This is a genomic window from Natrinema salsiterrestre (assembly GCF_029502005.1).
GTDB classification, from domain to species: domain Archaea; phylum Halobacteriota; class Halobacteria; order Halobacteriales; family Natrialbaceae; genus Natrinema; species Natrinema salsiterrestre.
In genome coordinates this window covers 353,501-380,155 of record NZ_JAMQOT010000002.1, presented here as the reverse complement: position 1 = coordinate 380,155, position 26,655 = coordinate 353,501, and the positions used below count along the sequence as shown (strand labels likewise).

General features: G+C 66.1%; 22 protein-coding genes. 12 read left to right on the top strand and 10 right to left on the bottom strand.

Going from position 1 to position 26,655, the window contains the following annotated elements; translation table 11 throughout:
• Position 1: 1 nt before the first annotated feature.
• Genes NDI89_RS07325 through NDI89_RS07315 form a run of 3 tightly spaced genes read right to left on the bottom strand, consistent with a single transcriptional unit; the run spans position 2 to position 3,418 of the window.
• Positions 2 to 1,144: a branched-chain amino acid ABC transporter permease gene (locus NDI89_RS07325; protein WP_277520860.1), complete on the bottom strand. Its 1,143-nt coding sequence runs from the start codon at positions 1,142 to 1,144 to the stop codon at positions 2 to 4.
• Positions 1,141 to 2,061, bottom strand: coding sequence for a branched-chain amino acid ABC transporter permease (locus tag NDI89_RS07320; protein ID WP_277520859.1), 921 nt, complete (start codon positions 2,059 to 2,061; stop codon positions 1,141 to 1,143). Before NDI89_RS07320 ends, NDI89_RS07325 begins: the two co-directional genes overlap by 4 nt.
• Positions 2,062 to 2,089: 28 nt before the next feature.
• The gene (locus NDI89_RS07315) at positions 2,090 to 3,418 is read right to left on the bottom strand and encodes an ABC transporter substrate-binding protein (RefSeq protein ID WP_277520858.1); all 1,329 of its coding nucleotides are present in this window, start codon (positions 3,416 to 3,418) and stop codon (positions 2,090 to 2,092) included.
• 244 nt (positions 3,419 to 3,662) lie between these two features.
• Here NDI89_RS07315 and NDI89_RS07310 point away from each other — a divergent pair, with 244 nt between their 5' ends.
• The 4 genes from NDI89_RS07310 (at position 3,663) to NDI89_RS07295 (ending at position 9,769) form a co-directional block, all read left to right on the top strand.
• Positions 3,663 to 3,977, top strand: coding sequence for a DUF7518 family protein (locus tag NDI89_RS07310; protein WP_277520857.1), 315 nt, complete (start codon positions 3,663 to 3,665; stop codon positions 3,975 to 3,977).
• Between the two features lie 85 nt (positions 3,978 to 4,062).
• Entirely contained in the window at positions 4,063 to 7,635 is a 3,573-nt protein-coding gene (gene smc / locus NDI89_RS07305; protein WP_277520856.1) for a chromosome segregation protein SMC, read from the top strand.
• A 142-nt stretch (positions 7,636 to 7,777) separates the two neighbouring features.
• Entirely contained in the window at positions 7,778 to 8,950 is a 1,173-nt protein-coding gene (locus NDI89_RS07300; RefSeq protein WP_277521307.1) for a segregation and condensation protein A, read from the top strand.
• Between the two features lie 165 nt (positions 8,951 to 9,115).
• Complete coding sequence (locus tag NDI89_RS07295) at positions 9,116 to 9,769, top strand: DUF8108 domain-containing protein (protein WP_277520855.1); 654 nt, start codon at positions 9,116 to 9,118, stop codon at positions 9,767 to 9,769.
• On the opposite strand, the gene mtnP is transcribed toward NDI89_RS07295, so the two are convergent.
• Positions 9,770 to 10,630, bottom strand: coding sequence for an S-methyl-5'-thioadenosine phosphorylase (mtnP, locus tag NDI89_RS07290; protein WP_277520854.1), 861 nt, complete (start codon positions 10,628 to 10,630; stop codon positions 9,770 to 9,772).
• A 148-nt stretch (positions 10,631 to 10,778) separates the two neighbouring features.
• Here mtnP and NDI89_RS07285 point away from each other — a divergent pair, with 148 nt between their 5' ends.
• The gene (locus NDI89_RS07285) at positions 10,779 to 12,239 is read left to right on the top strand and encodes an MATE family efflux transporter (RefSeq protein WP_277520853.1); all 1,461 of its coding nucleotides are present in this window, start codon (positions 10,779 to 10,781) and stop codon (positions 12,237 to 12,239) included.
• A gap of 82 nt (positions 12,240 to 12,321) precedes the next feature.
• Here NDI89_RS07285 and NDI89_RS07280 read toward each other — a convergent pair whose 3' ends face one another.
• Positions 12,322 to 13,020 carry a phosphoribosyltransferase gene (locus NDI89_RS07280; protein WP_277520852.1) on the bottom strand — a complete coding sequence of 233 codons (699 nt, stop codon included), beginning with the start codon at positions 13,018 to 13,020 and terminating at the stop codon, positions 12,322 to 12,324.
• 115 nt (positions 13,021 to 13,135) lie between these two features.
• Between NDI89_RS07280 and thiC the strand changes: the two genes are divergently transcribed.
• The 4 genes from thiC to ppsA all read left to right on the top strand — a co-directional run bounded on the left by thiC (position 13,136) and on the right by ppsA (position 19,602).
• Positions 13,136 to 14,581 carry a phosphomethylpyrimidine synthase ThiC gene (gene thiC / locus NDI89_RS07275; protein WP_277520851.1) on the top strand — a complete coding sequence of 482 codons (1,446 nt, stop codon included), beginning with the start codon at positions 13,136 to 13,138 and terminating at the stop codon, positions 14,579 to 14,581.
• Between the two features lie 90 nt (positions 14,582 to 14,671).
• Positions 14,672 to 16,012, top strand: coding sequence for an alpha/beta hydrolase family protein (locus NDI89_RS07270; protein WP_277520850.1), 1,341 nt, complete (start codon positions 14,672 to 14,674; stop codon positions 16,010 to 16,012).
• Between the two features lie 52 nt (positions 16,013 to 16,064).
• Entirely contained in the window at positions 16,065 to 16,964 is a 900-nt protein-coding gene (locus NDI89_RS07265; RefSeq protein ID WP_277520849.1) for a PhzF family phenazine biosynthesis protein, read from the top strand.
• A gap of 295 nt (positions 16,965 to 17,259) precedes the next feature.
• On the top strand, positions 17,260 to 19,602 hold the full coding sequence (ppsA, locus tag NDI89_RS07260) for a phosphoenolpyruvate synthase (protein WP_277520848.1): 2,343 nt from the start codon (positions 17,260 to 17,262) through the stop codon (positions 19,600 to 19,602).
• Between the two features lie 112 nt (positions 19,603 to 19,714).
• On the opposite strand, the gene NDI89_RS07255 is transcribed toward ppsA, so the two are convergent.
• A complete protein-coding gene (locus NDI89_RS07255) occupies positions 19,715 to 19,924 on the bottom strand; it encodes a hypothetical protein (RefSeq protein WP_277520847.1) in 210 nt (69 codons plus the stop codon).
• Between the two features lie 82 nt (positions 19,925 to 20,006).
• On the opposite strand from NDI89_RS07255, the gene NDI89_RS07250 reads away from it, so the two are divergent.
• Complete coding sequence (locus NDI89_RS07250; protein WP_277520846.1) at positions 20,007 to 20,651, top strand: DUF456 domain-containing protein; 645 nt, start codon at positions 20,007 to 20,009, stop codon at positions 20,649 to 20,651.
• A gap of 17 nt (positions 20,652 to 20,668) precedes the next feature.
• On the opposite strand, the gene NDI89_RS07245 is transcribed toward NDI89_RS07250, so the two are convergent.
• Complete coding sequence (locus NDI89_RS07245; protein ID WP_277520845.1) at positions 20,669 to 21,328, bottom strand: ArsR/SmtB family transcription factor; 660 nt, start codon at positions 21,326 to 21,328, stop codon at positions 20,669 to 20,671.
• Positions 21,329 to 21,483: 155 nt separating this feature from the next.
• The gene (locus NDI89_RS07240) at positions 21,484 to 22,248 is read right to left on the bottom strand and encodes a hypothetical protein (protein ID WP_277520844.1); all 765 of its coding nucleotides are present in this window, start codon (positions 22,246 to 22,248) and stop codon (positions 21,484 to 21,486) included.
• Positions 22,249 to 22,496: 248 nt separating this feature from the next.
• Between NDI89_RS07240 and NDI89_RS07235 the strand changes: the two genes are divergently transcribed.
• Together NDI89_RS07235 and NDI89_RS07230 are read left to right on the top strand one after the other, a co-directional pair.
• On the top strand, positions 22,497 to 22,892 hold the full coding sequence (locus tag NDI89_RS07235) for a DUF5802 family protein (RefSeq protein ID WP_277521306.1): 396 nt from the start codon (positions 22,497 to 22,499) through the stop codon (positions 22,890 to 22,892).
• Positions 22,893 to 22,921: 29 nt separating this feature from the next.
• A complete protein-coding gene (locus NDI89_RS07230; RefSeq protein ID WP_277520843.1) occupies positions 22,922 to 23,854 on the top strand; it encodes a Vms1/Ankzf1 family peptidyl-tRNA hydrolase in 933 nt (310 codons plus the stop codon).
• Between the two features lie 21 nt (positions 23,855 to 23,875).
• Here the strand turns inward: NDI89_RS07230 and NDI89_RS07225 are convergent, their stop codons facing one another.
• Positions 23,876 to 24,070 carry a hypothetical protein gene (locus NDI89_RS07225; protein WP_277521305.1) on the bottom strand — a complete coding sequence of 65 codons (195 nt, stop codon included), beginning with the start codon at positions 24,068 to 24,070 and terminating at the stop codon, positions 23,876 to 23,878.
• Positions 24,071 to 24,475: 405 nt separating this feature from the next.
• Entirely contained in the window at positions 24,476 to 26,584 is a 2,109-nt protein-coding gene (locus NDI89_RS07220) for an IucA/IucC family protein (protein WP_277520842.1), read from the bottom strand.
• Positions 26,585 to 26,655: the final 71 nt, after the last annotated feature.

Sequence of the window (26,655 nt, the reverse complement as noted above, 5' to 3'; positions counted from 1 at the left end):
ATCAGTTGACCCCGAATACGATGATTCGAACGGTGGTTGCGGCGCGAGACACGCCCCGACGGAGCGACGAACCGATCGTCGCGACGTCCTCCCGGAGCAGGCCGGGATCGCGACGCCGCCGCGACAGTCCCGTGCCGATTTTCGGGATCGATCCCAGGATCCCTTCCGGCAGGAAGAGCACGACTGCGAGCAGCATCAGGCCGGTCAAGGCGTTGTAATACTCGATGTAGAACGGCGCCTGAACCAGCAGGTAGACGAGGACGACGCCGCCGATAACGGGGCCGACGAGGGTGCCGAACCCGCCGAGGATCGCCATGAACAGGATCTCGCCCGAGACGAACGCGTACAGCGTCGGTTCCGGGCTGACGTGCAACTGCAGGAGGGCGAAGAGCCCCCCGGCGAGTCCGCCGTAGATGCCCGAGATCACGAACGCGACCCAGACGTACTTTTCGACGGGAATACCGACGAACCTCGCCCGCGTCCGGTTCTGACCGATAGCGTCTAATGCCCTGCCGAACGGCGAGTTGACGAGTTTCCACATCACCAGCAGCGAGACGACGAGCACGACGACCGTAAGGTAGTACAGGACCAGTTCGTACCCCGTCGAGCTCAGCTGGAGGCCGAACAGCGCGGGCGGGTTCAGCCCGTCGGGGCGGACGTTGAGCCCGTCGCTGTAGTTGAAGTAGCCGCTCTGCAGGACGAACGCGTACAGCACCTGGTTGAACGCGAGCGTCAGCAACGCGAAGTAGATGTCGAGGTAGCCGGCGACGAAGTAGCCGATCAACACCGAGATCGCCGTCGCCGCGAGGACGCTTCCCAGCAGCATCAAGAGGCCGCTCGAGACGTCGAACTGAGACGCTAACACGGCGGCGGCGTACGCCCCGACGCCGAAGAACGCCGCGTGACCGAACGAGACGAGTTCGGTGTGGCGCAAGAGGAGGTTCAACCCGACCGCCGCGAGCCCGAACAGGATCCCGCGGTGGATCGCGGTGAACGAGAGCGGGGTGAACCGCGTGATGTCGGGAACGATGAGGAGGGCGACGAGCCCGACGGCAGCGAGGACCGCCTGATTCTTCGTCAGTTCCATCCCCTCCGCGAGACGAAGGTGCGTTTCGCCGTCGCGGTCGACGAGGAAGCGACTCATTGGATCTCACCCCACGCCCCGTAGAGTCCCTCCGGTTTGAGCAGCAAGACGAGCACCATGAGGAGGAACGGAACGGCCAGCTCGAGCTGCGGATAGTACGGCGTCACGACGCGGCTGGAGACGCCGACCAGCATCGATCCGACGAACGCACCGTTCAGGCTGCCGAGTCCCCCGATGACGATCACGACGAACGAAAGCACCAGCCAGTCGAGTCCCATTCCGAGGGAGGCCGAGCCGGGTCCGATGCTGACCATCGCACCGCCGAAACCGGCGAAGAACGCGCCGATGGCGAACACGAGGGTGAACATGCGGTCCGTACTGATGCCGATCGCGGTCGACATCTCCCGGTTGATGGCCGTCGCTCGCACGATTCGGCCGGTCTTCGTCCGATCGAAGAACCAGACGAGCCAGGCGAACACTGCGATGCCGATCAGGATGACGAAGACGTTGTACGAGGGGTAATCGATGCCGACGAGCTCCGTCGTCGGAATCTCGTTGATGCCGCCGAAGACCCCCAGGTCGACCGGTGACGGCCCCCAGACGAACTTCATGACGTCGGTGAGGACCAGCAACAGCCCGTACGTCAGCAGGAGCTGATAGACCTCGTCCCGATCGTAAATCGGCCTGATGAACGCCGCCTCGAGCGCGCCGCCGACCGGCAGCAACACGGCGGCGGTCGCGAGCGAGCCGGCGAGGACGACGACGCCGAAGACGATCGCCGTCACTGGACCGGTCGGAGCCGCGACCTGTCCCGCGACGAAGCCGATGATGCTGAACGCGCTGAACGCGCCCAGCGCGTACAACTCGCCGTGGGCGAGGTTGAGGATCCCGAGCACGCCGAAGATGATCGTCATCCCCGACGCGATCATGAACAGGATCGAGCCGTAGTACAGCCCGTTGAGTACGTGTTCGAGCATAATTATTGAATACCGTCTCGCACGTCACTCACCAGCTTCCGATCCAATCGCTCGAGATCTCGCCCGGCGGCGGCGACACGTTCTTGGCGGCGAAGACGTTCACGTCCTGAAGCGCTGCGGCATCGTGCTCGTCCGACCAGGTCAGTTCACCGAAGTGAGCGTTGGAGTAGCCCTGGTGGTCCGACCCCATCGTGTGGTAGCCGGCCGGCGTGAAGAAGCCGTGATTCTCGAGGACCATTGCGAGTTCCTCCTGCTCGGGCCAGCGACCGAGGAGGCTGACGGCTTTCTCGGCTGCCGTCGCCCACGCCGTCACCGCGCCGTAGCCGCTCATGAAGTGGGCCGTCGGCACGACCCCGTACTCGCTCTGTACCTCGTCGACCAAGTCGGCGGCCGGGCTCCATCGGTCGGTCGAGGGCTCGCCCCAGTAGAAGTTCCGCGATCCCGAGTAGATCGGACCGTCGACGAGATCCTCCTCCATATCGTTGGCCGAGCCGTACAGGACCGTCCCGACCAGCAGTTCGGTGTTGTCGAACATGTCGTTGGCATGACCCTGCTCGAGCAACAGCGTCGCGTCACCGCCCCAGCAACTCGAGAAGACGACATCGGGCGCCTCCCCGTTGATCTCGGTGATGTGGGTGGACATGTCGCTGGTACCCAGATCCGGGAACCCGCTGTACACCTGCTCTGCCCCGGTGAGTTTCTCGATCCCCTGCGAGAACAGATTCATCTCGTCCTGTCCGAACGCGTAGTTGGGGTTGATTCCCGCGTACGTGTCGATGGAATCCGCGCCGAGAACCTCGACCGCCTGGTTGACGGCCGCGAGCGCCTCCATCACGTCGTGGTTCTGGAACCGGAACGAGTAGGTCACGTCCGGGAAGTCCTCCTCGTACAGCGTCGTTACGGTCCCGTCGGTCGAGACGTTGATTACCTCCTGGGCCTCGATCTCCGGGACCATTTCCGCGTGGCCGCTGCTCGAAATCGGGCCGAAGGTGACGTCTTTCCCCTCGTCGACGAACTGCTGGTAGTTAGTGAGATACGCACCGCCCTCCTCGACGACGTCGAGGTTCATCTCCCGGCCCGCGATCCCGCCGTTCTCGTTGATCCGACGGACCGCGGTTTCCGCTCCGTACTCGGCCTGAATACCGAGTACCGACGGCGCGCCTTCGGTGAACGTTTGCAGTCCCGACTCGATCGGCTCGTCCGGCACGTCGGCGTCTGCCGCCGACTCCTGTTCGCCCTCGAGTAGTTCCGTACAGCCGGCCAGTGCGACCGCGAGCGCCGAGCCGCCGACGGTCTTCAGGAGCGTTCGCCTGTCGATTCCGTTCGATTCCGTTCCCGCAAGTGGTTCAGTTGTCATAGCTAGTATGCACCGTCCAGTGGGTGTCGCACCATACACATGAGACTCACTACCACTGCAAATAGGCGAATGTGTGCATGTTAACCGTCCGCAGAGATCGCGGAACGCGGCCGACCGAAGCGGGGGACGACGGCGGTTCGAGCCGTTACGTGCCTCCGTCGATCGTTCGACGGTCCTGAAAGTTACCAGAATAACTAGCTGTGTCTGACGTACGTTTATGTGGCCGGACGGATCCCTAGTTGATATGTCGAACAACCGTGTCGAGAAGCTCGAATCGACGGTTGCGGAACTCGAGTCGACGGTCCAAGGGCTGACGGACGAACTCATCGAGGCGAAAGAGCGGATCCGCGTGCTCGAGGCCGAGCTCGACGCGGACACGCCGACGCGCGTCCCCGAGCGACGCAACGAGGAAGCGGGGACGTCCGTAGCCGACGAGGGTGAAACGCCCGAAGCCGAACCGGACGACGTCGCCGAAGCGGCGGCCGACGCCGACGGAGAGACCGACGCCACCGGCGACGAAACGGAAGACTCAGGTAGCGACGACATCATCGTTGCATAACTGCGACACCGCCGTCGAGCGGCTACCGGAGACCCGGTAGCTGCCGTCCAGCGGCTGACGGCGATACGGAGGTTTCGTCCAAAGAATGTACATTAAGGCGATCGTTCTCGACGATTTCAAGAGCTTCGGGCGAAAGACGAAGATCCCGTTCTACGAGGACTTCACCGTCGTGACGGGCCCGAACGGCTCCGGCAAGTCGAACATCATCGACGCCGTCCTCTTCGCGCTCGGACTGGCCCGGACCCGCGGAATTCGCGCCGAGAAACTGACCGACCTCATCTACAACCCCGGCCACGAGGGCGACGACGCCTCGAGCGGCCCCCGCGAGGCGACCGTCGAGGTGATCCTCGACAACTCCGAGGGCGCACTCGAGCGCTCACAGGTCGTCAACGCCGCGGGCAGCGAGGACGTCGGCGACGTCGACGAGATCCGCATCCGTCGCCGCGTCAAGGAGACCGAGGACAACTACTACTCCTACTACTATCTGAACGACCGCTCGGTCAACCTCTCGGACATCCAGGACCTGCTCGCGCAGGCGGGCATCACGCCCGAGGGGTACAACGTCGTCATGCAGGGCGACGTTACCGAGATCATCAACATGACGCCCCACGCCCGGCGGGAGATCATCGACGAGATCGCGGGCGTCGCGGAGTTCGACGCGAAGAAGGAGGACGCCTTCGGCGAACTCGAGACGGTCCAGGAACGGATCGACGAGGCCGAACTCCGCATCGAGGAGAAACGCGACCGGCTCGACCAGCTCGCGGACGAGCGCCGGGAGGCCATGCGCTACCGCCGGCTCCGCCGCGAGAAGGAGGAGTACGAGGGCTACAAGAAGGCCAGCGAGCTCGAGGAGAAACGCGCCGAGCTCGCGTCCGTCGAGACCGAGGTCGACGACCTCGACGACGAACTGGCGGATCTCCGGCGCGAACTCGACGAGCGCGAGGGGAAAGTCGTCCGCCTGCAGGAGGACCTCGAGGACTTGAACGCCGAGATCGAGCGCAAGGGCGAGGACGAACAGCTCCGGATCAAGAGCGAGATCGAGGAGATCAAAGGCGACATCTCGCGGCTCGAGGACAAGATCGAGGCCAGCGAGGAGCAGATCGAGGACGCCGAGTCCGAGCGCCGCGAGGCGTTCGTCCAGATCGATCGCAAGCAGGAGACGATCGACGATCTCGCAGACGAGATGCGCGAGCACAAGCTCGAGAAGGCCTCGATCAAGAGCGAGATTCAGGAACGCGAAGAAGAGCGCGACGAGCTCGAGGCCGAGATCGAGGCCGTCGACACCGAGTTCGACGAGCTCAAGGCCGACCTCGCGGAGCGCAAGGAGGAATTAGAGGAGGCCAAGACCGAGCGTAACGACCTCCAGCGCGAGCAGGATCGCCTGCTCGATGAAGCCCGCCGGCGCTCGAACGCCATCGACGAGAAGGAGTCGACGATCGAGGAGAGACGGGAGAAGATCCCCGAGATCGAGAGCCAGCGGAGCGACCTCGAGCGGGAACTCGAGAAGGCCGAACGGAACCGCGAGAACATCGCGGAGGTCGTCGACGACCTGAAAGGCGAGAAGCGCCGGATCCAGTCCGACGTCGACGAACTGGACGACGACATTCAGGCGAAACAGCAGGAGTACGCGGAGCTCGAGGCGAACGCCGGCGAGAGCGGCGACTCCTCGTTCGGTCGCGCGGTGACGACGATCCTCAACTCGGGGATCGACGGCGTCCACGGCGCGGTCGCGCAGTTGGGGACCGTCGCCGGCGAGTACGCGGTCGCCTGCGAGACCGCTGCCGGCGGCCGGCTGGCGAACGTCGTCGTCGACGACGACGTCATCGGCCAGCAGTGTATCGAGCACCTCAAGTCCCGCAACGCGGGTCGGGCGACCTTCCTGCCGATGACGGACATGAGCCAGCGCCGGCTTCCGTCGGCCCCAAGCGATCCGGGCGTCGTCGACTTCGCGTACAACCTCGTCGACTTCGACGACCAGTACGAGGGGATCTTCTCGTACGTCCTCGGGGACACGCTGGTCGTCGAGGACATCGAGACCGCCCGCTCGTACATGGGCGACTACCGGATGGTCACCCTCGACGGCGACCTGGTCGAGAAGAGCGGCGCGATGACCGGCGGGTCGGGCGGCGGCTCGCGCTACTCCTTTACCGGCGGCGGCGAGGGCCAACTCGAGCGCGTCGCCAAACAGATCACGGAACTTCAGGAGGAACGAGAATCCCTCCGAGAGGACCTCCGCGGCGTCGAGGAGCGCCTCGACGACGCCCGCGATCGCAAGAGCGACGCGGCCGATGAAGTCCGCTCGATCGAGTCCGAACTCGAGGGGCTCGACGACGAACGCGAGACGATCGAGGCGGAGATAGAGGACCTCGAGGACGACCTCGAGGACCTCCGAGAGGAACGGGAATCCGTCGACGAGCGGATGAACGAGATCTCCGCGGAGATCGACGCGAAGACGGCGACGATCGAGGAACTCGAGGCCGATATCGACGACCTCGAGACCGAGCTCGCGGACTCGAAGATCCCCGAGCTGACCGACCAGATCGAGGCCCTCGAGGCCGAGATCGACGAGCGCGAGGATCGGATTCAGGAACTCGACAACGAACTCAACGAGTTGAGCCTCGAGAAGGAGTACGCGGAGGACGCCATCGAGGACCTCCACGACGACATCGAGGCGGCCCAGAACCGCAAAGCAGAGCACGAGGATCGGATCAAGGAGTACGAGGCCGAGATCGAGACGAAACGGGAGGCCCTCGAGGAGAAACGCGAGGCGGTCGCGGAACTCGAGGAAGAGCTCACCGAACTGAAAGGCGAACGGAGCGATCTCAAGGAGGAGCTCTCCGAGGCTCGGACGGAGCGCGACAGGCAACAGGACCGGGTCAACACCGTCGAAAGCAAGCTCGAGGACGCGCGCGAACGCGCGAGCAGCCTCGAGTGGGAGATCGAGTCGCTGGAGTCCGAAGTCGGCAACTACGACCCCGAGGACGTGCCCGACCACGAGACGGTCCTCGAGATGATCGACATCCTCCAGACGGACATGGAGGCGATGGAGCCGGTGAACATGCTCGCGATCGACGAGTACGACGAGGTTCGGAGCGACCTCGACGACCTCGAGGAAGGGAAGGCGACTCTGGTCGAGGAGGCCGACGGGATCCGCGACCGGATCAAGCAGTACGAAACCCAAAAGAAGCAGACCTTCATGGACGCCTACGACGCGATCGCCGCCCACTTCACCGAGATCTTCGAGAAGCTCTCGGAGGGGACCGGGTCGCTGCACCTCGAGGACGAGCAGGATCCGTTCGACGGCGGGCTGACGATGAAGGCCCAGCCGGGCGACAAGCCGATTCAGCGCCTCGACGCGATGTCGGGCGGCGAGAAGTCGCTGACCGCGCTGGCATTCATTTTCGCGATCCAGCGGCACAACCCGGCCCCGTTCTACGCGCTCGACGAGATCGACGCTTTCCTCGACGCCGTCAACGCCGAACGGGTCGGCGAGATGGTCGAGGAGCTCGCGGGCGACGCCCAGTTCGTCGTCGTCTCCCACCGCTCGGCCATGCTCGATCGCTCCGAGCGAGCGATCGGCGTGACGATGCAACAGGACAACGTGAGTGCGGTGACCGGGATCGACCTGAGTAGTGGGGAGGTTCCTGCTGATGACTAGCGAGGGTTCCGAGGAGCCGGAGGCGACGCAGGAACCCTCGAACAATGCGAGCGGCGAAGCCGCGAGCAGGGAGCCGCGTAGCGGCTCCGATATGTCGAGCGGGGAGCGAGAGCGAGGTCGGAACGAAGTGACGACCTCGGATATGCGAACGGGAAACGAATTGACCCGTGAGCGAAGCGACCCGCGAGACAGCGAGGTGCCTGAGGAGCCGGAGGCGACGCAGGAGCCCTCGAGCAATGCGAACGGCGAAGCCGCGAGCAGGGAGTCGCGAAGCGATGAACCACGAGACGGCGAGAGACCCCTCCGAACCGACGGCGGCGACGAGATCCCGCTGAACATTGCCGGCCACGAGGACCGCGAGCGGCCGGGCGACTCGAGTCCAGACTCCGAATCGAACGACGATGCTGAGAGAGATCACGAACTCGAGGACGAGTCCGACGAGGCGGTCCTCGAGTTCACGGGCGTCGAGACGGCCGATGGTGACGACGACGGAGAGGACGAGGAGGAAGTCGAACCGGTCGAATTACTGGTGCAGCTCGCGAAAGACGGCGAGATCGACCCGTGGGACATCGACATCGTCGCGGTGACGGACAAGTTCCTCGACGCGCTGGACGACGTCGACCTGCGGACGTCCGGACGGGCGCTGTTCTACGCGAGCGTCCTTCTGCGGATGAAAAGCGACGAGCTGTTCGCGGTCGACGAGCCCGACGACGAGGAGCTCCCGCCGTGGGAAGCGCCCTTCGCCGATGACGGACCGATGGACGCGGACGGCGACGACGAGCGGGAGTACCCGCCGGGGTTCGATCCGGTCGAAAACCTCGAGGAAGAGATGGAACGCCGCCTCGAGCGCAAACACGCCCGCGGGAAGCCGGAGACGCTGGACGAGCTCGTCCGCGAGCTTCGGACAGCCGAGCGCGACAGCTGGTGGAAGGAGTCGCGCAGTTACGACACGAGCGACTCGCCGAAGGGGTACGACCGGGGCGTTCAGGAGCTGAACTACCACTCCGGCGACGACTTCCGGGTCGACGACGAGCCGACCAGCGACGACGTCACCCACACGACCCACGAGGAAGACATCGAGGCGGTCATCGAGGACGTGGAAGGCGAACTCGAACGCCAGTACGAGAAGGGGCGCGACGAGGTGTTGTACGCCGAGATCGACGAGGTCGGCGGCTCGCGCGTGATGACGTATCTCGCATTGCTCTTTCTGGCCCATCGGGGCCGGGTGACCCTCGAGCAGGACGAACTGTTCGGCGACCTCTGGGTCAGAGACGCGACGGTGGAGACGGAGGCGAGCGAAGCGGTCGCGAGCTGAGGGCTCCGAAACGAGCCGGTGCGCTGACTCGGGACGGGTCGGCCGTTCGAGGCGACCACTATCGTCGACGGCTGCTGTCCGGTGGTTCGTGCCCGAGAGCGGGCCGGACGGTATCGCCCCGAGCGCCCACAAGCGTTTAGCCCGCACCGGCGAAACGTCGGGTCGATGACGAGGCCGGACGACGTCCTCTTTCGCAGTCGGGTCGAGACGTTCGCGGTGATCCGCAAGCTCGTCCCGATCGCCCTGCTGGTGGCAGCGTTAGTCGGGCCGATATTGGTCGTCGACCCGGCGATCGGGATGTGGCTCTCGGCGCTGTCTTTTCTGCTCGCACTCGTCGGGTTGCACCTCGTGAGTCGGCTCCCGCTGTACCCGGCCCACGCGTTCGGGATCGAGTACCGCTTCGAGGACGAACGGTTCGAGGCCGATCGCCGCCGCTGCGTTCGCTGTGATGCACAGACGGACTCGGGGACCCATCGCCGCTACGCGAGACAGATCGTGATCCTCGGCGTGCCGTTGCACACCCTCGAGTGGGGAGAGAACGATTTCTGTGACGATTGCATCGGGCTCGAGGACGGCGTCGGCTCGAGTCCGAACGCCGAGCGAAGCGCAGAGTCGAACCCGAGGTCGAACGGGTCGACGACGGTGGAACCGGACCAGCACCGCGATCACGATCGAAAGCGACACTCGAACGAAGAGACCGAATCGTCCGCGACTGTCACGACCCGCGTCGACGACGAGATCCCCCGCCTCGAGCGGGCCCAGCGAATCGACCGGAGTAGCGAAGAGACCGCGCTGGAACTCAGACGCGCGTTCGAGTGATCAGTCCAGATACTCCCCGGCGAGCAGGTCGACGCGCTCGAGCGTGTCCTCGGGGATCGCCTCCTGTGGCGTGTTGATCGTCCCCTCGAGCGCGCTCCAGGCGTCGCTCTCGAAGTCCTCGGGCATCGTTCGGATGGCGCGTTCGACGACCGCGTTGATCGCGTCTTGGTTGGCCGCGGCGTTCTCGAGGACCTCGTCCAGCGTGACTTCGTTGTCCGCTTTCCAGACGTCGTAGTCGGTGACGCCGGCGACGGTGGCGTAGCTCAGCTCGGCCTCGCGGGCGAGTTTCGCTTCCGGGATGGCCGTCATGCCGACGACGTCCCAGCCCTGATCGCGGTAGAACTCGCTCTCGGCTCGCGTGGAGTACTGCGGGCCTTCGATGCAGACGTAGGTGCCGTCTTCCTGCGTTTTCGTCTCGTCGTCAGTCGCTTCCCGTGCCGATTCCGCGAGGTGAGAGACCATCTCGGGACAGTAGGGATCGGCAAAGCCCATGTGGACGACCATGCCGTCGCCGAAGAAGGTCGGCGTGCGGTGCTTGGTTCGGTCGAAGATCTGGTCGGGGACGACCAGCGTCCGCGGCGGCAGGTCCTCGCGCAGGCTCCCGACCGCGTTCGTGGCGATCACCCGGTCGACGCCGACCGATTTGAGCGCGTAAATGTTCGCCCGGTAGGCCGCGTCGGTCGGCGGATGCTGGTGGTCCGACCCGTGACGCGGGAGGAAGGCGACCTCCCGCCCGCCGAGTTCGCCGAGGGTGACCGCCTCGCTCGGCTCGCCGTACGGCGTCGAAATCTCCTCTTTGCGCGTGTTCTCGAGTGGCAGTGCCTCGTAGATACCGCTGCCGCCGATAACGCCGATGGTCATGGAGACACTTCGGCGCACCAGTACCGTAAACGGACTGGTTCCCGTTCTCGAGCCAGAACTGAAACGGTCTCCGTCAGCTAAGCTGTTGGATGGTTGTCGATACCACACGTCACGAGAACACAAATAGAGTCGGCCACACGGTTCGAGTATGTCGTTCGACGAGGAGTCGACGGGCGGGCTGACCGACGGTCCTCTCGTTCGGCCGATGATCCGGCTGGCGTGGCCGCTGGTGGTCATCCAACTGTTGCAGGTCGCCTACAACGTCGGCGATACCTTCTGGCTGGGCGCGCTCTCTCCGGACGCCGTCGGGGCGGTGAGCCTCGCCTTTCCGCTCCTCTTCCTCCTGATCTCGATCGGCGCCGGCTTCACGTCGGCCGGCGCGATCCTGATCGCCCAGCACACCGGTGCGAAGAGCGGCGATGCGGGTCTCATCGCGGGGCAGACGCTGTCGTTCGTCTCGCTTGTCGCCATCGGACTGAGCGCGCTCGGATTCGTCGCCACCGAGCCGATGCTCGCCGCGTTGCCGGCCGACGCCGAAACCGAGGACGCGATCATCCCGCTGGCCGCCGAGTACCTGCAGGTGTTCTTCCTCGGGCTCCCCCTCCTGTTCGGCTTCTTCGTCTTCGTCGCGCTCATGCGCGGCTACGGCAGCACGCGCGCCCCCATGCGGGTGATGCTCGTCAGCGTCGTCATCAACCTCGTGATCGACCCGCTGCTCATCTTCGGCGTCGGCCCGCTGCCGCGCCTCGAGGTGCAGGGAGCAGCCGTCGCGACCCTCATTTCGCGGGGAATCGCGACGGCGATCGGGTTCTATCTGCTCTACTACACCGACGTCGGCCCCGACATTCGGGCGGCCCACCTCCGGCCGCGACGCGAGTACGTCGCGAAGATCACGCGATTGGGGACCCCGACGGCGCTCGAGCAGTCGATGACGGCGCTGGCGCTGGTCGCGATGACGTGGATGGTCGTGACCTTCCCGCCGGCGGTCGTCGCGGCCTACGGGCTCGGAAATCGGCTGATCTCGCTCGCTTTCCTGCCGGCGATGGGGCTGGGGCAGGCCACGGACACGATCGTCGGCCAGAACCTGGGCGCGGGCGAGCCCGACCGGGCGGCGAGGGCGGTCCGGATCGCCGCGGGGGTGATCGCGGGCGTCATGCTCGTGACCGGCCTCTTCGCCGCCCTCTTCCCGGAGCCGTTCGTCTCGGTGTTCGTCACGGCCGACGCGGCGGGGAAAGCGGCGACGATCGACTACGGCGTGACCTACCTCCGGTTCGCTGCGGTCGGCTTCGCCTTCATGGGCGTCCTCCAGATCGTACAAGGTGCGTTCCGCGGGGCCGGCAACACGAAGACGGCGCTCGCCTTCGCTGTGTTCGGGCTCTGGATCGTGCGCGTTCCGGTCACGTACTACCTCCTCTTCGTCGCCGAGTGGGGGCCGACCGGCATCTGGGCGGGGGTCGTAGTCGGTGATATCGTCGGCGCGATCGCGGCCGTCGCGTGGTTTTCGCGTGGCACGTGGAAGGAGTCGATCGTCGAAACGGATGACGACAGCGAGCAGACGGCGACCGACGGACCAGCGGGCGCGACCGACGTCGAACCGACTGCCGAGTAACTGCCCGAACGGACGCTGACCCGAGGAGTTTGCCGTCGCTGTCTCTCATGCCGACCGAACGAAAACAGCCTGTAAAAACGGATTATTCGTCGACGAGCGCCCACTGGTCGGTATCAACCGACTCGAGCACACCGCGCCGTTCCATCTCGTCGAGAACCTCCGACAGCCGGTCGGGCTGGGCGATCTCCATTTCGATACGCTCGATGCCGTGGTGTTCGGTGAGGTAGTGGCGAATCTCCTCGTTCGTGAAGCTCTTCTGGTCGGCCGCCTCCATCGCACCCGAGATCAGGTCGACCATGTCCTCGATGAAGTTCCACGGGTAGACGATCCAGGTCCACTCCTCGAGTCGCTCGCCGACGTAGTCGGGCTGGAACTCGCTGGTGCCGAGGAGCTGCAGGGTCGCAGTCCGGACCTCGCCGGCGTCGCGGTCGTCGACGTACTCGTAGGCGCGTTCGATCGAGCCGCCGGTGTCGGCGATGTCGTCGATGATGAGTACGTCCTTGTCCTCGACGCTGCCCTCGGGCATCGGGTAGCGGACGGTCGGCTCGCCGGACTTCTCGGCGGTGCCGACGTAGTGTTCCATCTTCAGGCTCGTCAGATCGTCCAGCCCGAGGAAGTCACAGAGACACCGGCCGGCGAACCAGCCGCCCCGGGCCAGTGCGACGACGACGTCCGGTTCGAACTCGTCGTCGCGAACGTCGTCGCTGACGTCCCGACACAGGCTGTAGATGTAGTCCCAGTTAGTGATCGTACAGTCGAAGTCGTCCGGTAGATCGGACATCTGATGGCCACCTACCCGGTCTCTCGAGCGCGGCCGCCTTAAGTTGGCTGAAATCCCTGTCCGACTCGGAGCCGGAGGTAGTTATTTATAACTCGGTCATACAACCTAGTTATTGATGGCGCGAACACAGATTCAGGCCGCCCGCGAGGGAGCGGTGACTGCCGAGATGGAGCGAGTCGCCGAACGAGAGGACCGCGACCCGGAGTTCGTCCGCGAGCAGGTCGCCGGGGGACAAGCCGTAATTCCGGCTAACGCCGCCCACGACGCGCTCGACCCGATGATCATCGGCCGCGAGTTCGCGACGAAGGTCAACGCCAACATCGGCAACAGCGAGACGACCAGCGACCTCGAGACGGAACTCGAGAAGCTCCACACGGCCGTCCACTACGGCGCGGACACGGTGATGGATCTCGGCACCGGAAGCGACCTCGACGAGATTCGGGAGGCCCACGTCGAGCACTCGCCGGTGCCCCTCGGGACGGTGCCGCTGTACGAGGCGGTCAAACAGGCGGGCAGTCCCGAGGACATCACGAAAGACCTGCTGCTCGAGATCATCGCGAAACAGGCCGAACAGGGCGTCGACTACATGACGATCCACGCGGGGATCCTCGCCGAGCACCTGCCGCTGACGGACGGCCGGAAGACGGGGATCGTCTCGCGGGGCGGGTCGATCATGGCCAAGTGGATGGAAGCGAACGGCGAGCAGAACCCGCTCTATCAGGTCTTCCCCGAAATTTGTGCAATCTTCGCCGAGCACGACGTCACGTTCAGCCTCGGGGACAGCCTGCGACCCGGCTGTCTCGCCGACGCCTGCGACGAGGCCCAGTACGCCGAACTCGACACGCTGGGCGAACTGACGCGCGTCGGCTGGGACCACGGCGTGCAGGTGATGGTCGAGGGGCCGGGTCACGTCCCGATGCACAAGGTCGCGGAGAACGTCGAACGCCAGCAGGCGGTCTGTGACGGCGCGCCCTTCTACGTCCTCGGCCCGCTCGTGACCGATATCGCGCCGGGCTACGACCACATCACGAGCGCCATCGGCGCGGCGATGGCGGCACAGGCCGGTGCCGCGATGCTCTGTTACGTCACCCCGAAGGAACACCTCGGCCTCCCCGAGGAGGACGACGTCCGCGACGGGCTCGCCGCCTATCGGATCGCCGCCCACGCCGGCGACGTGGGTAACGAACGCCCCGGCGCACGCGACTGGGACGACGCCCTCTCGGAAGCCCGCTACGAGTTCGAGTGGCGCGAACAGTTCGAACTCGCGCTCGACCCCGACCGCGCCCGGTCGTTCCACGACCAGACCCTTCCCGGTGACAACTACAAGGAGGCGCGGTTCTGCTCGATGTGCGGCGCGGAGTTCTGCTCGATGCGGATCGATCAGGACGCACGTGAAGGCGGCGAGATGGAGGCGATCGAAGGCGACGCGCGAACCGACCTCGAGTCGTCACCCGCCGCGGAAGTCAACCGCCCCCCGGTCGGAACGCACGAGTCGGGCGAGTTCCCGCCGATGGGGGACCACGAGCACGCCGACCCGCTCGAGGAGCCGGGAGACGACTGAGCCGCGAGTCGCCCGCCGGGTATCACGATCGAATACAGTCACAGAGAAACGACATCGTCTTTATCCGACAGACTGTGGTCGGTCCGGTAGATGACTCCCCGACGGCGGACCCTACTGGCGGCGGTATCGACGGCGACGGCGTCGACGGTGGCCGGCTGTGCCGACCTGCTCGCCCGGGAAACGAACGACGAATCGGGTCCAGACAGTCCCGAGGACGCAGCCACGGCGTTCCTCGAGGACCTCGAGAACGAACGGTTCGAACGAGCCAGTGAGCGATTCGCCTCGGACGGTCGGGATCGGTACGGCGATCCCGGTCGACTCGAGCGGCTCTGGCTGGGGTACGGAGCGGTCGGCGGTGACTTCGAGGAGATCGCCGAGACGGCCGTGACCGAGGGAGGAAGTCGCACGGCGGTCGACCTGACGCTGGCGTTCGCCCGCGGCGACCACGCCTGTCGCGTCATCGTCGACGGCGACTCGCGACTCCGCAACGTCGGGATCGCCGACGAGTACGAACGTCCGTCGTACGTCGACTCGGGTGCGGTCGCCAGCGAGGACCTGACCCTCGCGGTCGACGGGTGTTCGCTGTCCGGAACCGTCGCGACGCCTGCGGACGGCGAGGGCGGTGCCCCCGGCGTCGTTCTGGTGCACGATTCCGGCCCCGTCACCCAGAACGCCGCTCGAGGCGGAACGCAGGCGTTTACGGATCTGGCGGAGGGACTCGCCACGCAGGGGGTCGCGACGCTACGGTACGACAAGCGCGTTCCGGCCTGTGAGGTCGAGCCCGCCGAGTATACGCTCGATCGCGTCACCGTCGACGACGCACTGGTCGCGATCGAGCGGCTCCGGGGGACCGACGGCGTCGACCCCGACCGGATCGTCGTCGTCGGCCACGGCTTCGGCGGCCGGGCCGCGCCCCGAATCGCCGCTCGTGACGGGAATCTCGCCGGCGTCGTCGGCCTCGCAGCGCCGGCGCGTCCGTACCACGAACTGACGCTCGAGCAACTCGAGCACAAGGTGTCGGTCGGATCTCACGAGTGGGACGACCTGTCGGCGGTGTACGAGCAGTGGACGGACGAAATCGAACCCGTTCGCTCGGGCGAGTACGGTTCGGACGAAATGCTCCTCGGCAAACCGGGTGCGTTCTGGGAGAGCCTCGAGGCGTACGACCACCTCGGCACCGCGGCGGAGATCGACGCGCCACTGTATTTCCTCCAGGGGAAACGCGACTTCCAGGTCAGCGTGGGCGAGGACCTCGAGCGGTGGCAGGCGGAACTCGGTGACGGATCGGACGCGACCGTCGAGACGTACGACGGGCTCGATCACCTCTTCATGCCGGGCGAAAAGCCGTCGGTGGAGTTCGCGTATTTCGTCCGGAACAACGTCGCCGGGGACGTGATCGACGATCTCGCCGGTTGGATCGGCGGGCTGTAGCGCGCCGCCGGACGACCGAGGTTTCATACGCCGGTCGCCCGATCCACGTCGTATGGAGACGACTCGGATCCTGCAGGTCGATGCCTTCACCGACGAACCGCTCACCGGAAACCCGGCGGGCGTCGTCCCGGACGCCGACGGGCTCTCGAGCGAGCAGATGCAGGCGATCGCCGCCGAGATGGCCGTCAGCGAGACGGCGTTCCTCCGCTCGAGCGAGACCGCCGACCGTCGAATCCGCTACTTCACCCCGACTCAGGAGGTCGACCTCTGCGGGCACGCGACGATCGGAACCTTCGCCCACCTTCACGATGAGGGGCTCGAACCCGGTGTGACGACCCTCGAGACGAACGTGGGGACGCTCGAGATCGAGATCGCGGACGACGGAACGGTCTGGATGACACAGGACGAGCCGCGGATTCGCGAGGTCGGGGTCGGCTACGACCGGGTCGCCGACGCGCTCGGCGTCGACGCGGCGGCGCTCGAGGGTGCGAGTGACGATATCCCGCTCGCGGTGTCTTCGACCGGCCTTCCCTTCCTGATCGTCCCGATCACCTACCTCTCGGACGTCGGCAACGCCGAGCCCGATACGGCCGCGATCGAGGCGCTCACCGACGCGGTCGATGCGACGGGCGTCTACCTCTTTACGTTCGACGCCCTCGAGCCCGAGTCGACGGTACACGGCCGCATGTTCGCACCCGGTGCGGGCGTTCCCGAAGATCCGGTCACCGGCACCGCGAGCGGGGCCGTGAGCGCGTACCTCGACCGCTTCGGCGCGTTCGACGACGACATGCCCGAGGAACTCCGGCTCGAGCAGGGGCACTACGTCGACCGCCCCGGTCAGGTTCGCGTCCGCCTCGACGATGCGGTACGGGTGGGCGGTCGGGGTGTAACCGTCCTCGAGGGCTCGATCGTGATCCCGGAAGACGACGACGAGGAGATCCTCGAGGCGTGAGTCAGGGAACGTTCTCAGGGAGCGGATCCGACGGGTCGTGACCCGTCGACGGTGTCGGTCACATCGCCGCGGGTTCGCCCGGGTCGATCCCTGTGACTGCCTCGTTCCGCCGGCTCGAGTCGCGGGCCGACTGTCGCGTATCGGAGCCGGTAAGTCGCGATTCGTCGGATCGCGTTACGCCCCGAAAGCGGCCCGCTGACGCCGAAAGATACAGGGATTAATTCAGCTTCGAGTTGCGATTGGGAGGCGCTGTTCGCAACCTTCTTTATTCGCTCCGGTGACCATCTCAGTAGAGATGGCTGTACTCTGGCTGGACGAGATCAGTGCCGGCGACCTCGAGAAGGTCGGCGGTAAAGGTGCCTCCCTGGGCGAACTTACGGGTGCGGGGCTGCCCGTTCCGCCGGGATTCGTCGTGACCGCCGGGACCTATCGATCGTTTATCGAAGAAGCGGAAATCGACGAGGAGCTGTTCGCGGCCGTCGACGTCGACGTCGACGACTCGGCGGCGCTGGCCGATGCCGCGAATCGAGCACAGGAACTCATCGTCGAGACGCCGTTCCCCGACGAGCTGCGCGAGGAAATCCTCGAGAGCTACCGCGAGGTCGGTGACGGGGAGGCGTTCGTCGCCGTTCGATCCTCCGCGACGGCCGAGGATCTACCCGACGCCTCGTTCGCGGGCCAACAGGAGACCTTCCTCAACGTCACCGAGGAAGACCTGTTGAACCGCGTCCGGGAGTGTTGGGCGTCGCTGTTCACCCAGCGAGCGATCTACTACCGCCAGGAGCAGGGCTTCGATCACTCGGCGGTGAACATCGCCGTCGTCGTCCAGCAGATGGTCGACGCCGAGAAGTCGGGCGTGATGTTCACGAGCCACCCCTCCACGGGAGACAAGACGATGATCATCGAGGCGGCGTGGGGACTGGGCGAGGCCGTCGTCTCCGGCGCCGTCTCGCCGGACAACTACGTTATCGACCGCGAGGATCGGTCGATGGACGTCACCGTCGCCGAAAAGAAGGTGATGCACGAGAAAGACGAGGCGACCGGCCAGACCGTCGAACGGGAGGTTCCCGAGGACAAGCGCACCGCGCGAGTCATCTCCGACGACGAGATCGACGATCTGATGGACCTCGGCGAACGCGTCGAGGACCACTACGGCGACCCGCAGGACGTCGAATGGGCGATCGTCGGCGGTGACGTCTATATGCTCCAGTCCCGCCCGATCACGACGATCGACGAGGACGAAAGCGACGCCGCGGACCCCACTGGCAGCGTCGACACCGCGACGGGCCTGACCGACGGCAGCGGCAGCGTTCAGTCGGCCGACAGCGCCGGTGGCGGCTCGGACTCGAGTGGGACTGGTACCGGCGATGTCATCGTCGACGGACTCGGCTCGAGTCCGGGGACGGTCAGCGGCCCCGCGAAGATCGTCACCAAACTCGACGACCTGGCCAAGGTCAGCGAGGGCGATATCATCGTCACCGAGATGACGATGCCGGACATGGTGCCCGCGATGAAGCGGGCCTCGGGTATCATCACGGACGAAGGCGGTATGACCAGCCACGCCGCCATCGTCTCTCGAGAGCTCGGCGTCCCCGCCATCGTCGGCACGACCAACGCGACGACCGTCCTCGAGGACGGTCAGGTCGTCACGCTCGACGGCGACAAGGGGGCGGTCCTCGAGGGGTCGACGGTCGACCCCGAAGAGGAGACGGAGCCGGTCGAGGAAGTCCGGCCGCAGTCGCCGGTCAAGCCGATGACCGCGACGGAGGTCAAGGTCAACGTCTCCATTCCGGAAGCCGCCGAGCGCGCGGCCGCCACGGGTGCCGACGGCGTCGGCCTGCTCCGCACGGAGCACATGATCCTCTCGCTGAACCAGACCCCCGAGAAGTACATCGAGGAGAACGGCACGGACGCCTACACCACCGAACTCGTGGAGGGGATCCGCGGCGTCGCCGACGCGTTCTACCCGCGGCCGGTCCGCGTGCGCACGCTCGACGCCCCCACCGACGAGTTCCGGCAGCTTGAGGGCGGCGACGACGAGCCCGCCGAACACAACCCGATGCTCGGCTACCGAGGTATCCGCCGCTCGCTCGATCGGCAGGACGTCTTCGCCCACGAACTCGAGGCGTTCCGCCGCCTCTACGAGCTGGGCTACGATAACGTCGAGATCATGTTCCCGCTGGTCAACGACGCCGAGGACATCTATCGGGCCAAAGAGTGCATGAAGCAAGCGGGAATCGACCCCGAGAAGCGCAAGTGGGGTGCCATGATCGAGACGCCGGCGTCCGCGCTGTCCGTGGAGGGGATGGCCGAAGCGGGCATCGACTTCGCTTCCTTCGGGACCAACGACCTGACCCAGTACACGCTCGCGGTCGACCGGAACAACGAACACGTCGCCGACCGCTTCGACGAACTTCACCCCGCCGTGTTGCGCCTGATCGGCGACGTCATCGAGACCTGCCGCGAACACGACGTCGACACCAGTATCTGCGGTCAGGCCGGCTCCAAACCCGAGATGGTCCGCTTCCTCGTCAACGAGGGGATCAGCTCGATCTCCGCGAACATCGACGCCGTTCGCGACGTCCAACACGAGGTCAAACGGGTCGAACAGAAGCTGTTACTCGACTCGGTTCGCTAACGGCCTACCGGCGTTTTCCACGGACGAAAGCGGTGTGGCGTTCGACCGAGTCGTTTTCTACGATTGACCTCGAGTCGCCGTTCCGGACCGAACTCCTCGCCGAGCGACGTCCTTACCACGAGTACGCGTGTCCGGCCGCGACGAGAAAGACGATCCCGATCGCGACGGCACAGACTGCGATCGCGAGCCCGAGCACTCGCAGCAGGTCGGTCATCAGTTCCGGGTACTCGGGCTGGGGCTCGAGGTTCGCCACGAGCACGTAAATAAACAGGCCGGTCGCGACGGAACACAGCCCGAATACGGCCGTTCCGGCCCAGGTCATGGTCGCAGTGGGACGGCGGGCCCCCTATACCCTGCGGCCGCGCGGGGAAAGGCCCATAACGGAGGCTGGCCTCAGTTGACATATGAGCGACCGCTCGGACGAGGTGACCGAGACCCGGGACCGAGACGCCCCCGCTACCGACGACCTCCTCGAGGAGACGGAGCGCCTGCTCTCGGATTCGGACGTCGACGCCGGGAACCGATCGCCAGAGTCCGCGGACGGGTCGACGGATCGGGCCGGCGATAGCGACCTCCCGGATTCGTCCGTCGGCGTCGATCACCGACCGGCCGACGGCCTCGAACCCGTCGCCGGCTCCGTCGGCGAGACCGAGACGGGGTCGTCGCGCTCGTGGCTCTCCCCGCTCACGTCGCGGCTCTCGTTCGGACGGTACTTTTCGCCGAAGTCGTTCCTCGCGCTCGTGGGCGTCCTCAGTGCCAGCCTGCTGGCCGGCGACACCGTGTTGCCGATCGCCGGTCGCATGATCGGCATGTTCGCCGCCGCCTTCACCGTCGGCCTGCTCGCCTCGAAGCGGCGCTATCTCGAGGTCGGCGCGGCCGGGATCTCGGTCGGGGGCGTCGCAGCGGTGCTCAATCACGTGTTCATCGCCGCCGCCGGCTCCGGCCAGCGGGTCGTCGCGGTGGGCGCAACCGTTGGACTCCTCGTGTCCCTCGTGGGCTACTACTTCGGCCGGGATCTCCGCGACGGGCTCTCGACGGATATCGAGTGAGTCGCGTTACGGCTCTCCTACCCGCTCGTCGTCAACTCCCAGCCGCGCTCCGTTCGGCGAACGACGCCGTTGTCGGCCATCACCTCGAGCAGTTCCGCGACGACCTCGCGGGGCGCGTCGATGTCCTCGCTGAGTTGGCCGACCGATTTCGGCTCCGAGCGAACGCTGGCGAGGAGATCGGCGTAGATCCGACTCTCGGGGCCGGCACCGACGGTCTCGGAGATACTATCGAGCACGTCGTGAAGCCGGCCCTGTACCCACCGCTGGGCGAGTGATAGTTCGTTCTCGAGTTGTTCGAAGTCCTCCAGCGCGGCGAGGAGTTCGTCGAGATCGTCGGTCTCCTCCCAGGAGTCGTCGAAGGTGAGGTGTCGACACGTCGTGATATCGAAACTGCTGTTCGCCGGATAGGCGCTCTTGCTCGCGAATCCGTACGGCGAGACGTTCACCTCGAGCCGCACGTTCCGGGCGATGTGGAAGTACTTCCGCCGCTGATCGTCGACGCGGCTCTCGATCAGTCCGGCCTCCTCGAGTTTCCGGAGGTGTTCGATCACCGCCTTGGGACTCACGCCGAGGTATTCCGAGATTTCGGTGACGTAACAGGGTTTGCGGGCGAGCAGCCGAAGGATCCGTCTTCGGTTTTCGTTCCCGAGTAAATCCAACAACGCGGCGGAGTCCATCGAGCGCTGGTAAGTGATCACCGCTGAAAAGCGTGTCTGCTCGCTGGGTGCGAGTTATCGACTCCCGTCCGTGGCGTCGAGTGTAGAACTAGCTGCCACCACCGGTCGGATAAGACGCGTCCGGTACCGTCCTCGCGGGACGTCCGACGTTCGATTTACTTGTCGGGAGGGCCGCCGTTCGACGAACCGGACGACGATCCCGTCGACCCTTTATCCGGACTGTTCCCCGTCCCTGCGTTGTCAGGACCGTTTCCCGTTGCCCCGTTGTTTCCTCGGCTATCGTCCTTTTTGGATGCTCCGTCGGCGACAGGTGGACCGCGGTCGTCCGGCGGTCCGGCGCCGACGCCGGGTGACTCGTTAGACTTCGACAGTCCTCGAGCGACCGCTGCGGTTCCGGGGCCGGCGTCCGCCGAGGCGTTCCGCCGAATGGTCCGCGCGTCTCCTCGAAGCGCTTCGAGCTCGGTCTCGTTGACGCCGGCCTCGCTGGCCCGATCCGCGGTTCTATCGATCGACCGCTCGAGACTCGCGATTTCGACCGTCAGCTTCGCCATCCGGGATCGGTACTCGCCGGGAGAGAGGCTCTCCCGCTCGTCCCGGAGGGTTTCGCGTTCGGATCGGAGCTCGGACAACTGATCGTCCAGTTCGGCGGTTCGATCACTGACGACGGCGGCTCGGCTATCGTTGTCCGCAGTTTCGTACGCCGCGTCGAACATCTCGGACTCGACCGTGGTCTCGGTGTCGGCCGCGTTCGCCTGCATCAACGTCCCGACGGACGCGTTCGTCGTCGTCGTCTCGGACTGGTCGGACTGGGTTGGTTCGGCCCCTAACGAACCCACGACGGCACCGCTCGCGAGCGGTGCGACCGTCAGCCCGACGACGGTGAGGGTTACGAGGAGGGCGACCGACCGAGTGGTTGTCATCGACTTCTTCGTTGTCCGGTACATAATAAAAAGGCGAACCTTCGTTCGAACCGTTTACTCGGTTCTGCTGGCGGTTGAAATTCGTTTTGAGCGTTCAAGAAGGCCACAATTTCCGTGATCGATTCGGGAAACCGATCGGCGACCGATCACCGACCGGCGCGGTGCGTTCGAGAGATCGGTCCGATAGCGCGCCGATTTAAACGTATCTGCAAACAGTTATATCGCCCCAGACCATGGTACTAGTTAGCATGTTCGAGGTGTTCTCGCGTAGCTATTATCTCGGACGACTCTACGTGACTCCCACCGACGGGGATCACGCACTCATGGACAGCGAGCAACACGAGCGGATCAACGAAGCGGTGTACGCGACGGGCGACGGGCTCGAGCGCCTCGATACGCCGCTCGTGATGAAACTCGAGTCGCGACACTTCCCGGTTCACGGGGGGACGAACGTCCCGGCGAACACGCTCGCGCTCCCGGAATCGATGCTCGAGGGAACCGAGATCAGGAACCCGCCCTCGCTTCGGGAAGTCTTCCTCGCCAGGCGAGAGCGGGCCCAGCAGTTGCTCGCATTCACCGGCGGGTGGCGCGACGGCGTGGGCGCCGGACCGACCGACGACGACCTGCCCGACGCCGGAACCTAAAAGTACGCGCACTGCGCGTGTTCGGCCGGATGCTCGATGAGCTGCTCGGCCGCGCATCGCTCAAGGACCGAATCGACGAGCTCGAGGCGGAGAACGAGCGGTTGCGAAACCGATACGAGGCGGAATCCGACCGCCGGGCCGACGCCGCGACCGCCAGACAGGACGCCGAAGAGCGGGTCAACCGGCTCGAGGACAGAATCGCCCAGCTCGAGGGGGACCTCGAACGGGGTACCGACGCCGAACCCGGAGTCTCCGTCCGTCGGCGCGATCACCTGCGCGGTGCTCGCCTCGAGGCAGTGCTCGACCGACTCGCCTCGTTCCGAACGGGTCCCGAAGGGGCGCTGACCGCCGGCGTGGACGAAGACGGACTACCCGAGTCCGTCAGGGACGACCTGACGGACGTTCTCGGCGATCGCCTCGCCCTCGTCGACGACGCTGCACCGTGTCTCTGCTGCGTCGACGACGCCGGCGTGCTTGCGGTGACCCTCGAGCCGCCGATCGTACCCGATCGCGACGCGACCTGGAGCGATCGGTTCGCCCTCGAGCGCGAGCGGTTCCTGCCGACCGGGCGACACGCGGTCGCGCTCGTCCGAACCGACCTCTTCGCCGTCGGCGTCTACGAGGGCGACGAACGCGTCGAGTACCGCGGCTTCGAGAGCGACGTGAAGGGAAGCCATTCGAAAGGCGGGTTCTCGCAGGCGCGGTTCGAGCGGATCCGCGACGAGCAGATCGACGACCACCTCGAGCGCTGTCGGGACGCCCTCGCCGCGTACGAACCGGGCGGCGAGTCCGCCGACACGCCGCTGTACCTCGTCGGCCAGCGCGGCACCGTCGACGCACTCGTCGAAGAATCAGCGCTCGAGCCGACCGCGACGGCCGCCGTCGACGCGACCGGCGATCCGAAGCCCGCGCTCAAGGACGCGGTCCGTTCGTTCTGGACGACCGAGTTACGGGTCGTCTGAGCGTCGTGTCCTCGTCGCCCGCTAGTACCCGCCGCCGTCGTCGAAGCAGCGACCGCATCTGTTCACGTCGCTATCGCCGGTCGCCTGCTCGACGGGAATCAGTCGGAGGTGCTCGTGTGCGACGTGGGAGGTCGCCCCACAACTCGTCTGAAAGTCCGACTGGCCGGACTCGTACTTGTGGATCTTGTTGGTCGTCTCGTTCAGGACACCGTCCATGTTCCACGTTGTCATTCCGCATCTACATAAGCACACCGTCCGTTATTCGGTTCGCAGCGACCCGTCGGTGAACCGGTCCGGCTGTCGGAACCGGTACCGTGAACGAGGTGGGGACGGCGGGAGAACGAGCCGGTGCGGCCGGTGACTCGCGGAATCGAACCGGGTCCGATACGTTTTCCCATCCGAATCACCAGCATTCGACCGAGCATGTCCGACTTCGAAACCGTCACGTGCGAACAGTGTGGTGACGATTTCACGGCGTATCCGGACTCCGAAGCGGCCGATCGGGAATTCTGTAGTCCCGCGTGCGCCCTCGAGGCGACCTGATCGACGAGCGGCTGCCAGCTATCGGTTTCGAACGCGACGGGCGAGCCAGAACCGTCCAGACCGCATCGGGTACCTCGTCTATTCCGGGACGTCGATTCGGTTCCGACCGGCCGGAGAGAGCGGGTTCGACACGTCGCTCGTGACGTACTCGTGGCGCTTGCCCCGGAGTCGCATCGCGGTCAGTGCTTTGTGAACCGCTCGCTCACCGAACAGCGCCCGTTCGTCGCGCCGAATCCTCGATTCGAGAACGTCCGCGTCCGCGCGAATCCGTTCGAACGCGCGGTCGCACTGCTCGCGGATCAGCCGCCAGCAGGCCCGCTCGTCGACGCCCGACTCGTGGCCGATCGTCGCGACGAGCTCCGCGAGGTGGTTCTGGAAGAGCGCGTAGTACAGTTTCCGGTAGAGCGCGTCCGACCCGTCGGCGTCCAGATCCGACTCCGGATACGGCTCGAGCGAGACGCCGTGCTCCGCGAGTCGGCCGCGGTGAACGCGGATACCGCCGAGGTCGCGAACCAGCGTCGCGACCGGGCGCGCGTCGTCGACGTCGAAGACGATCAGGCTGTTCTGGAGGTGACTCTCGAGGGCGATCCCGTAGGCGCAGAGCAGTCGGAGCTGTTCGGGGACGACGACCCGAGCGTAGTCGGCGACGAACTCGAGCGCCGCTCTCGCAGTGCCCGTCGCTGCGTTCGCCCCGTATCGATCGATCAGATCGCAGACGAGGGGCCGTCCGCTGGCGGGCGAGTCGGCGACGAGGCTGGAGGCCGCGATCGGTATCGTGCCCGCCGTCACGAGCGGGTGTGCTTCGGGCGGCGTCCGCACCAGTCCGGAGAGGTGGCGGGCGTCGTCGAACGCCGCGCCGCTCGTGTGGGGGCCGCCGGACGGATAGTAACACGTCGCGGCGGGTTCGGCCAGCAGTCCCAGCCGCTCGAACGATTCCCGTCGCTCGATCGCTCGCAGGACGGCGGTCACTCGCGGCCCGTTCGCCACGGCCTGGGGCGACAGCGTTCGGACGACGTTCGTCGTCTGGACGGGGATCGCGAGCTTGCAGTGTGGAAGCGGATCGTCCCCGGTTCGGTCGGTCTCGTACGGGACTACCGTTCGAAGGTTCAGCTGTGGCGTCGCGGGACGAGCGTACTCGGGGATCGGAACGACGCGCCCGTCGGCGCGCTGGCGGGCGTAACGGTCCGGAACCGTGCGATGGTACTGGAGCGGATGGACGGGAACGACGGCGTACTCGCTCGGATCGCGCGTCGCGGGCACGGCCCGCTCGAGCGCGTCCTCGAGTCCGTCGAACGCCCCGAACAGCCGCCCGGTCATGCTATCGGACCCCGGCGTGCGCGTCTCGAGGGCGTACGCGCGGTCGATCGCGACGAACCGGAGGTCGATCCGGTCGGTGAACTCGGGTGCGTACGCGAGCCCGTCGCTGGGAGTCATCCCCCGCCGGATCTTGCCGCTGGGGTGGAACGGGTGCCCGCCGGTGACGATCCGTTCGAACGACGCGGCGGCCGCCGCGGCCGAAATACGGGTCGGGATCGCCTCGAGCGGCGATTTCGATCCGTCGTCCGGAACCCCACGCGCCTGAACGGCCGCCCCGAGCCGTGCGAGCGCGAGGTTGGCAACGCTCTCGGCGACTTCCGCCCGGATCCGCTCGGCCTGCGCCGCGTCGCTGAACGCGCCCTCGCACTCGAGCGGTGGGACGAGATCGACCGGGTGCGAGACGCGCTCGAGAGCAGTCGCGGTCGGCGACCAGCGACTGACCGGCCCGGTCAGCCGAACCCGGTCGTACCCGTGCGTCGCCGCGATCCCGGCGCACAGCGCGCTCCCGCTGGCCGGCAGTGGGATGAACGCGACGTGCCGACACTCCTCGGGGAGCGACGCGACGATCGACTCTAACCGGTCGCCCTCGAGCGCGGAGAGCGGGGCGGGCTCGTCCGGAAGCACCGGAGCCGCCGAGGACTCGAGCGGGACGAACCGGACGTCGGGAAGGCCGATGGGATCCCCGCGCAACAGCCCGCGAACGAATCGATGCAGGATCTCGCGACGCGACTCCTCGAGCGCCTCGAGATAGGCCCGTTCGGCCGGCGTCGCGAGATCGTTCGTTCGGGCGTATCGCGTCGCGACGCCGAACGCGGCCCGCTCCGCGGCCGTGACGAGGGGACCCCGATCCGATCGATTCGTCTCGGTCATGGGTTCAAAACGACCGGTACGGGCTTCGACACGAACCGTGTTAATTCACCGGGGACGTCCGACTGCTGCGA